The sequence below is a fragment of the Cytobacillus kochii genome, from assembly GCF_044790165.1.
In the GTDB taxonomy this organism is placed as follows: domain Bacteria; phylum Bacillota; class Bacilli; order Bacillales; family Cytobacillaceae; genus Cytobacillus; species Cytobacillus kochii.
The window spans coordinates 2,117,648-2,130,080 of record NZ_CP085254.1 but is presented as its reverse complement, the minus strand read 5'-3'; the positions used below and the strand labels follow the sequence as shown (position 1 = coordinate 2,130,080).

12 protein-coding genes are annotated in these 12,433 nt (G+C 37.4%); all 12 read right to left on the bottom strand.

Going from position 1 to position 12,433, the window contains the following annotated elements:
• Positions 1-76: 76 nt before the first annotated feature.
• Entirely contained in the window at positions 77-850 is a 774-nt protein-coding gene (locus LG276_RS11135) for a sporulation protein (protein ID WP_251161522.1), read from the bottom strand.
• A gap of 298 nt (positions 851-1,148) precedes the next feature.
• Complete coding sequence (locus tag LG276_RS11130) at positions 1,149-2,336, bottom strand: CaiB/BaiF CoA-transferase family protein (protein ID WP_251161521.1); 1,188 nt, start codon at positions 2,334-2,336, stop codon at positions 1,149-1,151.
• A 25-nt stretch (positions 2,337-2,361) separates the two neighbouring features.
• Positions 2,362-3,168 carry an enoyl-CoA hydratase/isomerase family protein gene (locus LG276_RS11125; RefSeq protein WP_224936319.1) on the bottom strand — a complete coding sequence of 269 codons (807 nt, stop codon included), beginning with the start codon at positions 3,166-3,168 and terminating at the stop codon, positions 2,362-2,364.
• A gap of 13 nt (positions 3,169-3,181) precedes the next feature.
• Complete coding sequence (locus tag LG276_RS11120; protein ID WP_251161520.1) at positions 3,182-4,264, bottom strand: acyl-CoA dehydrogenase family protein; 1,083 nt, start codon at positions 4,262-4,264, stop codon at positions 3,182-3,184.
• Positions 4,261-5,415: an acyl-CoA dehydrogenase family protein gene (locus tag LG276_RS11115; RefSeq protein WP_251161519.1), complete on the bottom strand. Its 1,155-nt coding sequence runs from the start codon at positions 5,413-5,415 to the stop codon at positions 4,261-4,263. The genes LG276_RS11120 and LG276_RS11115 overlap by 4 nt, the downstream gene beginning before the upstream one ends.
• Before the next feature lie 181 nt (positions 5,416-5,596).
• Positions 5,597-6,544, bottom strand: a complete 948-nt coding sequence (locus tag LG276_RS11110; RefSeq protein WP_251162007.1) for a C40 family peptidase — start codon at positions 6,542-6,544, stop codon at positions 5,597-5,599.
• Positions 6,545-6,789: 245 nt separating this feature from the next.
• Positions 6,790-7,521 carry a TIGR02206 family membrane protein gene (locus LG276_RS11105; protein ID WP_251161518.1) on the bottom strand — a complete coding sequence of 244 codons (732 nt, stop codon included), beginning with the start codon at positions 7,519-7,521 and terminating at the stop codon, positions 6,790-6,792.
• 157 nt (positions 7,522-7,678) lie between these two features.
• Positions 7,679-8,686, bottom strand: a complete 1,008-nt coding sequence (locus LG276_RS11100) for an NADP-dependent oxidoreductase (protein WP_251161517.1) — start codon at positions 8,684-8,686, stop codon at positions 7,679-7,681.
• A 106-nt stretch (positions 8,687-8,792) separates the two neighbouring features.
• Positions 8,793-9,953, bottom strand: coding sequence for an ABC transporter substrate-binding protein (locus LG276_RS11095; RefSeq protein WP_224936314.1), 1,161 nt, complete (start codon positions 9,951-9,953; stop codon positions 8,793-8,795).
• Positions 9,954-9,980: 27 nt separating this feature from the next.
• Positions 9,981-10,688 carry an ABC transporter ATP-binding protein gene (locus LG276_RS11090; protein ID WP_224936313.1) on the bottom strand — a complete coding sequence of 236 codons (708 nt, stop codon included), beginning with the start codon at positions 10,686-10,688 and terminating at the stop codon, positions 9,981-9,983.
• Positions 10,681-11,442 (bottom strand): ABC transporter ATP-binding protein, encoded by a 762-nt coding sequence (locus LG276_RS11085; RefSeq protein ID WP_251161515.1) that lies wholly within the window; start codon positions 11,440-11,442, stop codon positions 10,681-10,683. Before LG276_RS11085 ends, LG276_RS11090 begins: the two co-directional genes overlap by 8 nt.
• A complete protein-coding gene (locus LG276_RS11080; RefSeq protein WP_224936311.1) occupies positions 11,429-12,433 on the bottom strand; it encodes a branched-chain amino acid ABC transporter permease in 1,005 nt (334 codons plus the stop codon). Before LG276_RS11080 ends, LG276_RS11085 begins: the two co-directional genes overlap by 14 nt.

Sequence of the window (12,433 nt, the reverse complement as noted above, 5' to 3'; positions counted from 1 at the left end):
TCATTGACTTGTTAAGCTTCTATTAGGCTATTATTTTACTTACTTCCAGCATACAACCATTAGTTATTGTTACATTTTAAGCATATTTACGAATGAGCTCTGTAAGTTTCGCTTCCATTTGAGGGATATCATTTACAGACAAATAGACTCTTAATTTCGTCTCATCTGTTTCCATAAGTTCTGAAAGAAAGGAGCCAAAATCTCTTGCTCGACGGTCGACTTCAATGAGTAATTCCACATTACTTTCGTTTTGCTTCATGAAGATTAATTCTATTTCATCCAACCGGCCTCGAAACTCTCCACTAGTAGGAACAAATTCCCACTCTTGAGCAAACGGATATTTATCTCTTAATCTTCTAGGTACTTCCTCGCATACTACTTCTCTTAACCTAAATCCAATATCCTCCATGCTATGTAAAATGGAAGAAGATAATTGATTAGGCTCAACCTTTATAAAGTCTGTGTCGTTAGGATCCATTGCGTTCTTAATATCTCCTGAAGTCTGTAACCAAACTTTTGTTTTTCCGTAAGTCATCGGTGTATCATAAGGTAATTGAAAAGAAAAAGGCACTTCTTTTTCTTCACCTTCTAAAACGGTTATATTTTGTGTAATCAATTGACGACATAGAACTGCTGTTTGTGTGCTTACCCCATTATCATCATTTTCGACATCATATTTACAGCATACTTCTATATATAAATGTTCAATCTGTTGATCTATTTTCCCTCCGGTGATTGCAATGACACCGTCGATTTGTTCGCCTTGCACAAAAGATGCTTTTGCAAGTTTTGTATCCACTTTACAGCCACCTATACCCACACTAGCTAAAACTTTAGAAAAGAAACTCATTCATTTCTTCCTCCTCATCATATTCATCCTCATCTATATTTTACCATGTAGTGATGGATATCAACACATATTTTACTTAGCTTTTACTACTTCCGGCACATATCCTGCTTCACATTTGCCAGGTAATTTGGTAAGGAATGATGAGAAAAAACAGGAGTTTCTCCTCCATTTAAAATAAAATATCTAATGAAGTATCTTTCTGGAACCAACACATCGGTAAAAAGGTGTTATATTATTCAAATGAAAATTGGTAGATGAGCTATTCAATCATACAAATGTTTTAAAATATAGATCTTTCTCATATAACCCCTTGTTTTTTTAATGCTGCTATCTCCCCCTCACCCAAACCTAATTCTTCTTGTAAGAACAAATTTGTATGCTCTCCGAGGATTGGTGGTGGCAGAACCCATCTGATGTTTAATCCAGAAAACCGTAAAGGACTTTTCGTTAATTTCACCTCTCCCATCACTGGATGTGACATTGTTCCAACCGTTTCTCTTGCAATTACTTGCGGATCATTGAAGGCTTGCGTAATACGATTAACTTTTCCAGCAGGAATACCGTATTGGGAAAACTTCTCCAACCAATTGTCTGCTGTATTTGCTAACATTTGTTCAGCTATCCATGGGACTAAGATATCTTTATACTCTAAGCGTTTTTCGTTGGTTTGAAACCTATGATCATTTACCCATTCTGATTTATCTAATAGTGTGCATAATTGACTAAACAAATGGTTATTTCCTACACAAATCATTAGAGGTTGGTCTTTACAATCAAAAACTTGATAGGGAACAACATTATTATGTTGGTTGCCTAATCTTTTAGATTCCATACCAGTATTTAGGTAGCCACTCGCAATATTGGCCATTGAGCTGATTTGCACATCTAGTAAAGATAAGTCGATATGCTGACCCACACCATTATTATCCCTCATCCTTAAAGCGGCTAAGATACCTATAGCGACATATTTAGAGGTAAGAATATCCGCAATTGGAATCCCCACTTTTGTTGGCTCACCATCAGGGTGACCTGTCACATCCATTAATCCACTCATCGCTTGAATAACTGGATCAAAACCTGGTTCTGTTCGCATTGGACCTGTTTGTCCAAAGCCTGTTACAGAACAAAGTATAATCCTATTATTGATTTTTTTTAATTCATCAAAGTCAATACCAAGCTTTTTCAATGTCCCTGTTTTAAAGTTTTCAAGGACGATATCAGCTTTCGCTACTAACTGCTTAAAAATAGTTAATCCTTCATGAGATTTTAAATTAAGAGTAATAGAACGTTTATTCCGATTGGCTGTAAAATAATAGCTGCTGTGACCATTCATAAATGGTCCCCAATCTCGCATGCTATCAGTACCCATAGGTGATTCTATTCTAATTACATCGGCACCTAAATCAGCTAATATCATTGAACCAGCCGGTGCAGCGTAAACTCTTGATAAATCCAATACTCTAATTCCATCCAAGGCTCTATCCACGACTACCTCCCCCCTTCACATCTATTCATTGAAATTTCGGTTTTCTCTTCTCTGTTACCGCTTTTACTCCTTCACGATGATCTTCTAATTCGGTTGTGATTGCCATAAACGAAGAAATCATATCTAATGATGACCTTAGGCTCATTGTTTGATTTTGATAGACAGCTCTTTTAATGAAGCGAATGGCCGTTTGTGGTCCATTTGCTAATTTTTTGGCATAGTTCTCTGTAAAACCTTCCAGCTCATCATCAGCAATTACAAATGTGACCAATCCCATTTCTTTCGCCTCACTAGCCGTCAATACTTTCGCTGTCCAAAGCATATCTAAAGCTTTGTCTATACCAACTATTCTCGGAAGAAAATAAGCAGCACCATCCCCAGGAACTAAGCCGACTTTTGTATAACTTTCAGATAGCTTCGCACCTTCTGCGGCAATGCGGATATCACACATTAATGCCATATCAAGACCTGCCCCAAATGCCGCTCCATTAATTTGTGCAATAACAGGTTGATCAATCTCTTCCAATAATAAAGGAATTCGTTGTACCTTTTTCCATAGAGAATTTTTTCTTGCAAGACCAGTGGTTACACGATCTTCATCAGAGCGATAAAATCCCCTGCCTGCACTCATTTCTTTCATATCCCCACCAGCACAAAAGCCTTTTCCATTTCCTTTAACAATCACAACACGTATATCATTAGAATCTCGCACAGTCTGTAGTGCGTCAATCCATAAATCAAGCATTTCCTCACTAAACGCATTCATTGCATCTGGGCGGTTTAATATAATTTGTGCAATTCCGTCTCTTACCTCAAAATGTAAATCAGACATTCTCTTTACCTCCTTATAAAATGGATTTAACTTCGTGATTATCCACTAATAGTGACCAAATAGTGGCTGGACTGTGTGCTATATATGTGCTTAATTCCCCTTGCCAATAGCGTTCATTTCCAGCTTCATCACGCCACGACCATAACCGTTTTGTTAAATGATGCAGCGTATGTTCATATGTCATCCCAATGGCTCCATGGAGCTGATGAGCGGTCATCGCAATATCCCCTGCAACGGAACTCACCTTTATCTTCGTCAACATGATAAACAACGAATCATTACTACCCTGAAGCATTTCCACTGCATTATTAACAGCAGCTAAGCAAGCAGCGGTTTCTCCTACTAGAAGTGAGATATGTTGCTGCACCGCTTGAAAGCGATATAAATTCCTGCCAAACTGTTTACGCTCACTTGCATAAGACAGGCACTCCTGTACTACTCGTTCACTAATGCCAGCAAGCATCGCCGCTTTAGCCAATGCATACAGTTGCTCTACTATTTTCTTACTCTCACAATCTTCTATTATTTTGATGGCTGAACCTCCAATATGAATGTCATGAAAAATCAAGGAATCACGTGGTTCACCGGCTAAATTCACCTCTTCATGTATCTTGGACTCGTTTACTGGTACGAGGACCATCATCCACTCGTTTTGACATTTGGCGAGGGCAACGATTTCTTTTGCTACCCTTCCCCAAGGTACGTTCAAAGCCTCTCCGCTTATAATATAGTTGCCGTTATGTTTCCTAACTTCCAAAGGGTTTTGTTCATTAAAATAGAAAGATAACGGTTGATCATGATGGATCTTTATCCCGTACTGTGACAGAATCCATTTACTAATTAAAGTTTCAGGTAAAGGTAGAGGAATTGGGTATTGACCAACTAATCTAATAACTGTAAAACCATCTTCATAATCTCCGCCAACTCCCCCATATGCTTCCGGTATATTTACTCCTGTTAGACCCATGTCATTTAGGGATGCCCATAACTCATCATCAAATAACCCCTTTTGTCCCTTTTCAAGTAAGTCCTGTGTAGATTGTTTCTTCAAAAATTTACTGGCCGAATCATAAATATACTCTTTTATTTCACTCATTCTGATACAACCCCTTTGGCAATAATTCCTCGTAAGATTTCCGTTGTTCCCCCTCTTAGAGTGAAACCTGGGCCATGCAAAATAGATTGTGTATACAGCTCACCGATAGGCTTACTATTTAATAAATCAGGGTGTTTAGACAATACTAGCCTCACCGTCTCTGCCACTTTTGTTTCAAAAGTTGTTCCTCTATCTTTAACAAGTGAGGCAATAAATGAAACATCCTTCCCCTCGTCAAGATACTTTGCCACACCAATAGATAAATTTCTAATGCTCCATAGCTCTGGAAGGAGCGAGAGCATTTCTTTTAATCCTTCTCGATCATTTATCCTTTTTAGTTCATCAATTACGCCTGAAAATAATGGGTATGTACTGAGGATTCTCTCTGGTCCGCTTCTTTCATAAGCAAGTTCTGCCATTCCTTGTTTCCAACCATTCCCGACTTGACCGACCACTTGTTCATCTGGAACGAAAACGTTTTCAAAAAATACCTCATTAAAATGATGCTCACCTGTTAAAAAAGTGATTGGGCGAATGGTCACATCATTAACATGTAAATCAACAATTAACTGACTCATACCATCATGGCGATTTTCTTCATCTTCTGGTGATGTACGACATAGCACGACCATATAGTGAGCGATATGAGCACCACTTGACCATATCTTTGAACCAGTGAGTAGCCAGCCACCATCCGTTCGTACTGCTCGGGTTTTGATAGCAGCTAAATCAGAGCCAGCATTCGGTTCACTTAAACCTATAGCAAAGAAGCATTCACCTTTTGTGATTTGCGGTAAAAAAGTCTTTTTTTGATTTTCCGTCCCATATTTAAGAAGCAATGGCCCCGTTTGTCTATCAGCAAACCAATGAGCAGCAACGGGTGCACCTGCTACAAGCAATTCCTCTGTTAAAATATACCTTTCAATGGCGCTCTTTTCACTTCCTCCATATGCCTGCGGCCATGTCAATCCAATCCAACCTTTATCACCTAGCTTTTTCGAAAAAGTAGATGATTCTCCACTTAGCCATGAATCACATGCAGGTGTAAAATGCCCGGATTGTATTTCTTCTCTTAAAAATGCACGGACTTCATTTCTAAATGACTGCTGATCAGATGTCAATTGAACAGTTGGCACTTCTAATTTAACCAATACTTTTCATCCTCTCATTTTATCGGTATTCGATACTATATATCTATATATAATATTTTATTTAAAATATTATAATTTGTCAATTTTAAATATTTAGAATATTTATCGGGTAATTCAGTGTTTTTAACCTAAAAAAGAGCATCTAGGAACTGTCTCCCAAATGCTCTTTTAAATCTAGTTACTATAATGCCGTCTTTGCACCCAAATATTTCGGTTTCCAATAACTTGAAGACATATCTGCAATTGTTACACCTGTGCTTGTTCCAGCATGAATAAATTGATTGTTGCCTAAATAAATACCGGCATGTGATGGTCCTTTTTTATACGTTTCAAAGAAAACAATATCACCTGGTTGTGGCGATGAAACAGATGTAGTCGCTTGCCAAATCGTTTCCACTGTTCGTGGAATGGAAACACCAATTTGATTAAAAACATATTTTAGAAATCCACTACAGTCAAACCCTGAAGATGGTGAATTCCCTCCCCAAGTATAAGGAACACCGATATGTTTTTTCGCTTCTTTTATTAATTGATTTACCTGTGACTGTTGGTTATTACTAGTTTGATTTCCACCAGCCGAGGAGTTAGATGAACTCACTTTTAAAACCTGACCTGGACGGATCACATCCGTTGTTAAGTTATTTATATTTTTTAACTGCGCTACTGATAACTGATGTTTTGAGGCAATTAACCAGAGGCTATCACCTGATTGCACTGTATAAGTTGATTGGTTTGTATTAGGGGTTGAAGGTGCTTCCCCTGAACTCACCTTTAGCTTTAATTTCTGACCTGGATATATCCTATCGGAACTCAGCCCATTGATGTTTTTTAAATCAATGACAGAGATGCCATGTTGTTGTGCAATTTTCCAAAGTGAGTCTCCACTTTTGACAGTATAGGTACTTGTTTGTTCTGTCCCATTAACCTTCAGCTTTTGACCAACAACAATTGTAGAACTCTTTAACTGATTCCATTCCAGCAATTGATTGATGGAAAGATTATATGTATTAGACAATTTCCATAAAGTATCACCTGATTGCACTGTATGTGTTTGCGCCGCTCCAACTTCTGCATATGTTGCCGCAAAAAGAGTAGTAGCCGCTGCTATTGACACGAGTTGTTTTTTCATCACTTTGTACACTCCTAATCTATCATTATCTCATTCATGATAGTGGTCATACGATGAAAAACAAACCGTGAAAAACATGGTTTATATGTAATATAATGACAGTTTAAAAGAAAATACATACTAAACTTCCAATAGCATCCACAATAAACAGTTCTTTATCACTAAAATAAAATGTAACACAAAAGAAAATAGTTGCATTTTATTTGTCCATTTTGTGACACCTATAGAAAAATGGGCCGATGTAATCAACTAATTGTTTTTCTTTCCTCTAGAGGGTCTTTCCTCCTATTCTTAAATGGGAGATACATAAGTACAAATAACAATACTGCTACAGCTTCAAGAACAAAAATGTAATAAGGATAGGGTCCAAAAAAGTCGAGCACAGAACCCGTCGCTGGTTTTCGGGAAAGAAACATATAATTTCCACCCGTAACATAGTTAATAACAGCCGCTATAATTGCAAATATATTAAGTGAAATAAACGCATTTACAACCCCTTTACTTGATGGAGAGTACTTGAAGGTAAATATATAAAGTAGAGCTGTCCATACGATGATCATATGGATAAAGAAAAATTGAAAATAACGAAAATGAGGGTATCCGAAAAACAATTCTGGCGTCAAGATAGCCATGGTCGCTCCCGCAATACCAATATAATAAGTTAATTGAAAGAACAAACGTTTTTGTAAAATAAGTAATAGCAAACAAAGCAGCACACTAATCGAGCATAAGTGAAGAGGCAAAGCAAATGATACATCCCACTTTCCACCTATCCATAACCAATAGTGATAACTTCCTTCTAAAACGAGTAAGAGGAATGAAAATATTACTCTTAACATCGTTTTATGTCCGGCTAACCTTTTTCTCTTGAAATATAAGAAGAAGGATCCTAATAAAAAAAGGACCACCATTACAAGGTGTGAAGTAGAAAATATCTCAAAGGAGTAGTTGCTATGATTTGGCTCAAATAGTTGCATAACATTCCTCCAATCTATGTATCTAATTGTCCCTTATTGTTCTATTACAAAGATTGTAGCAGCAGCAACCATTCACAATGATATGGAGAAGAACAAATCATGCTATAGACAGGTTATTTATTCTTCTCCAATATCATGTCCTTATAGTTAGGTCATGTTAATCTTCACTCACTTTAACCAGTTGTTTACCTAAATTATCCCCCTTAAATAAGCCAATAAATGCATGAGGAGCATTTTCTAAACCTTCCACAATATTTTCCCGATATTGAAGCTTTCCTGAATTAACCCATTCTCCAAGTTGCTTCAATCCTTCTTCGTGATTATCTGCATAATCACCAACAATGAATCCCTTCATTAATGCACTTTTTTGTACCAATAGCCCTTGTATTCTCGGGCCGTGCTCTACTTCTGTCGCATTATAGGAGGAGATTTGTCCACAAAGAATAATCCTTGCTTTGTAATTAATTCTTTTTATTACTTCATCGGAAATTTCTCCACCTACATTATCAAAGTAAATATCGACGCCATCGGGTGTATATTCTTTAACCTTATCCTTTATATTATCAGTTTTATAATTGATGACTTCATCAAAATGTAGCTCATCTTTTAAATATTGGCATTTTTCTTCCGTTCCAGCGATTCCAATCACTTTACAGCCTTTTAATTTTGCTATTTGCCCAACCGTTGAACCAACGGCACCTGCTGCTCCAGAGACCACAACCGTCTCTCCCTCTTTAGGCTCACCTATATCTAATAATCCAAAATAAGCTGTTAACCCTGGCATTCCCACAATACCTAATGCAGTTGATATAGGAGCTATAGAAGGATCTAATTTACGTATTTGATGACTTTTAGCTACATTATAATCAGACCAGCCAAGCCGCCCTTCCACATAGTCACCCTCTTTAAAATTACCATCCTTTGATTCCATTACTTGACCTACAATTCCACCAGATAACACTTCATTTAATGCAAATGGCTCAATATATGATTTTCGCCCACTCATCCTGCCTCTCATATATGGATCAACAGAAAGGTAAATGGTTTGTATTAATACCTCCCCTGCATTTAAACGAGGAACTTCTCCACTCTCTACTAATTCAAAATTTTTATCACTTGGCATTCCGTTTGGTCTTTCGACTAATAGAATACTTCGATTATCCATTTTATCCCTCCATTTTATACTTTCTACTTCTCTATACCCTTATCAATTAAGGTAAAACAAAAGATAGGACGTCTGTGAATTTTCTTCACTCACAGACGTCCACCTTTTATTCTACATCTACTTCTTCAAACTCACCGTCTTTAATTACACCCATTCTGATAAAGTTTTCGATTGCCCCATTTTCTTCAATATGTTTCAAATCATATACTTTTTTATCATCTGGTAAATTAGTTAATCCATCTTCTATATGTTCCCGTATAAGCTTAGCATCATCAACAGATCCCGCTGCTTTCATTGCCTCTACAAATACATACATTGCTAAATAGTGATACCCTGCTTCAGAACCTGGGTCTTTGTCATGCTTTTCACGATACTTATCAATAAAAGCCTTTGTTCCAGAATATTCTGTATATATAAGCGGAACAACACCTATTGCTCCTTCTAATACATCATATGAACCTGTCACATTTTTCATTTCATCCAATTTCGCTTGGTCCATCACGATAAAACCTCCGTCATATCCAAGCTGTCTTGCCTGTGATACGATTTTAGCAGTAGGTTCTGAAGGTCCACCAATGAAGAGGACATCTGGCTCTTCTTTTAATGCATTCGTTAAAAGAGTAAAAAAGTCGGTATCTTTTGAGTAATCAACTGAAGCTTTATGAACCACTTCTCCTCCTGCACTTTCCCAGTATGGAATAATCGCTTCAGCCCAATCTTTTCCATATTGCGTAACAGGTGGAATAGCTGCTAATTTTTTTCCGAAATTATCCATCGCATAATCGGAGAATGGCTCAATATATCCTTCATAGCTCGGCGGTATTCTAACAGTTAATGTATTCCCACGCTCAACAATATCTGGTTCACTCGAATAGGCTGATACGATGAAATTATCCACTTCGTTAAATACTTGTAACGCTGAGATGCCACCGCTATGTGGCGAGAATATAATTGGTGTTTGGTTTTCTTGAACTAAGCGCTTTCCATTTGATGCTGTTTCATTAGGTAAATATTTATCATCCAAGGCAACAACATTCAGTTTGTATTTATCACCATTTACTTCAAAACCTTCTTTATTAATATCCTCTACTGCCATCTTTAAACCATTTAATGTATTTTCACCATAATAAGCAGCAGCACCACTCAATGGACCACTATAACCAATATTGACGACTTTCTCACCATTGCCACCACTTGATTGTGCACAAGCTGAAAGAAAAAAGATAGTGAATACGACTAAAACACTTAACCATTTCCGCTTTTTCATAAAACTCTCCCCCTTAATGATTATTACTTATGCACCAATATAAGCCTTTCTTACCTCTTGGTTTGATAAAAGCTCATCCGCAGTCCCTTGCAATGCAATCTGCCCATTTTCAAACACATAACCTTTCTTCGCAATACTTAACGCTGCAAATGCATTTTGTTCTGCTAAAAGAATGGTTGTTCCTTCTTGATTAATATTTTTAATGCTTTCAAACATTTGTTCAACAATAAGTGGTGCTAGCCCAATGGAAGGTTCATCAAGTAACATTAACTTCGGTTTAGCCATATAAGCTCTGCCGATTGCAAGCATTTGCTGTTGTCCACCACTTAGTAAACCTGCTGCTTCATTTCTTTTCTCGTAAAGAATCGGAAAAAGCTCGAACACATCATTTAATGATTGTTTCAATTGCGCTTTACGCTTACGATGAATATAACCACCCATCATTAGATTTTGTTCTACGTTCATATAAGGAAACAATTTACGGTCTTCGGCACATTGGACAATCCCCATTTGTACAATCTTTTCAGGTGCCGTTTGATGAATAGGTACATCGTTAAAAAGTATCTTGCCTGAAGTTGCTTTTAATAGACCACTAATTGTTTTGAAAGTCGTGCTTTTCCCTGCTCCATTCGCCCCTAATAAAACAACAATCTCGCCTTCCACCACATCAATATTAATATCTTTAATACTTAAATATTTTCCATATTTAGCAGAAACTCCATCTATTTTAAGCACTCACCGTCCCTCCTAAATAGGCTTTGATGACCTCTTCATTTTTTTGAATCTCTGCTGGTGTTCCTTCCGCAATCTTTTCTCCATAGTTTAACACCATAATATGATGCGCCAACCGCATAATCATCGGCATCTTATGCTCAATAAGACAAATCGTTAAGCCTTTATCCGCCATTTTTTGGATTAATTTTGCCATTTCATCTGTTTCATCAGGATTGACCCCAGCTGTTGGTTCATCGAGAAAAACGATCTCAGGATCAGTAGCAAGTGCTAATGCGAAAGCAACACGTTTCTTCTCTTCTTGAGAAATATTTGTTACTAGTTGATCACTTACATGTGATAAGCCAACGAAATCTAAAGATTCCTCTGCTTTGGCGATACATTGTTGTTCTTCTTCTTTTAGTCTTCTCGTCCGAAAGATACTATCAAACAGATTCGATTTCGTTCGCAAGCGATGGCCGACGATTACATTGTCTTTCACCGTCGACATTTCAAATAAGTGTGTACTTTGAAATGTCCTTGCCACACCTAGCTTTGCTATCACATTCGCTGGTTGTCTAGTAATCTCTTCATTTTTATAGATAATCGTTCCTTCGGTCGGTTCGTGCACACCTGTAATCAAGTTAAAGAATGTACTCTTCCCCGCACCATTAGGGCCAATGATGGCGTTGATCTTCCCTTGTTGTACGGAATAATCCACTGACTTCACTGCTACATTTCCACCAAAACGCTTCGTTAAGCCTTTAACCTCCAGCATTTGTCTCCTCCTCCCTGTTTTTGTAAGCAAGAGATTCTTGTTTTTTCCGTTTTCTTTGATACAACTGCATTTGAATAAACCCAACAATTCCTCTAGGAGAAAAGATGATGAGTAATGTCAGTAATGGACCAAATATGAGCATCCGATAATCTTGTAAGAATTGTAGATTTTGCGAAATGATCACGATAAGAAATGTCCCTACAATCGGACCAGCAAATGTACCAATTCCACCAACAATCATATAAGTAAGCAAATCAAATGTGATCGTTGTATAAGCTATTTCTGGACCGATGAAACGGATAAAACCTGCATACATCGCTCCTGCCAAACCAGCAAAAAAAGTTGAAAGTACAAAGGCAAGAAGTTTATTACGTTTAGTTGAAATACCAAGTGATAACGCTAAATCTTCACTATTACGAATAGCGATAAATGTTCTCCCAGTTAGGGAATGCACGATACGATAAATGACAGCCACAACGAGAAGAAAAATGAAAAACGCTAAATAATATTGAGCTGTTGGCGATTGAAAAGTGATTGGACCGATTGCCTCTGGCAAAGGGATACCAATTAGACCTCTTACGCCACCAGTTAGACCTTCCCACTTATCAATCACTAGGTAAATAATATAGCCTACACAAAGGGTGTATATAGCAAAGAAGTGTTCTTTCGTTCTTAAGGCAAACAGCCCGATGATTAACCCAATGAACATCGTTACCAATGGAGCTAACAAAAAGCTTAACCAAAAACCCATCTCAAGTTTAACGGTAAGAATGCCGATAACATACGCCCCAATTGCAAAGAAACCACCATGAGCTAAAGATAAGTAACCTGTATAACCCGCAAGTAAATTCAAGCCATAAACTGCGATGGTCCAAATAAAAGCCAAAGTCATAATATGAAGATAATAAAGATTCGGGATAATGAAAGGGAAAACGATTCCGAGAACGATGAGCAAAGATATAATTACTTTCTTGTTTGTTAGAACATTCAT

Coding starts and splice junctions, on each gene's coding strand:
- LG276_RS11135 (WP_251161522.1), bottom strand. CDS start 850: ATGAGTTTCTTTTCTAAAGTTTTAGCTAGTGTGGGTATAGGTGGCTGT.
- LG276_RS11125 (WP_224936319.1), bottom strand. CDS start 3,168: ATGTCTGATTTACATTTTGAGGTAAGAGACGGAATTGCACAAATTATA.
- LG276_RS11120 (WP_251161520.1), bottom strand. CDS start 4,264: ATGAGTGAAATAAAAGAGTATATTTATGATTCGGCCAGTAAATTTTTG.
- LG276_RS11110 (WP_251162007.1), bottom strand. CDS start 6,544: ATGAAAAAACAACTCGTGTCAATAGCAGCGGCTACTACTCTTTTTGCG.
- LG276_RS11105 (WP_251161518.1), bottom strand. CDS start 7,521: ATGCAACTATTTGAGCCAAATCATAGCAACTACTCCTTTGAGATATTT.
- LG276_RS11100 (WP_251161517.1), bottom strand. CDS start 8,686: ATGGATAATCGAAGTATTCTATTAGTCGAAAGACCAAACGGAATGCCA.
- LG276_RS11095 (WP_224936314.1), bottom strand. CDS start 9,953: ATGAAAAAGCGGAAATGGTTAAGTGTTTTAGTCGTATTCACTATCTTT.
- LG276_RS11085 (WP_251161515.1), bottom strand. CDS start 11,442: ATGCTGGAGGTTAAAGGCTTAACGAAGCGTTTTGGTGGAAATGTAGCA.
- LG276_RS11080 (WP_224936311.1), bottom strand. CDS start 12,433: ATGAATGTTCTAACAAACAAGAAAGTAATTATATCTTTGCTCATCGTT.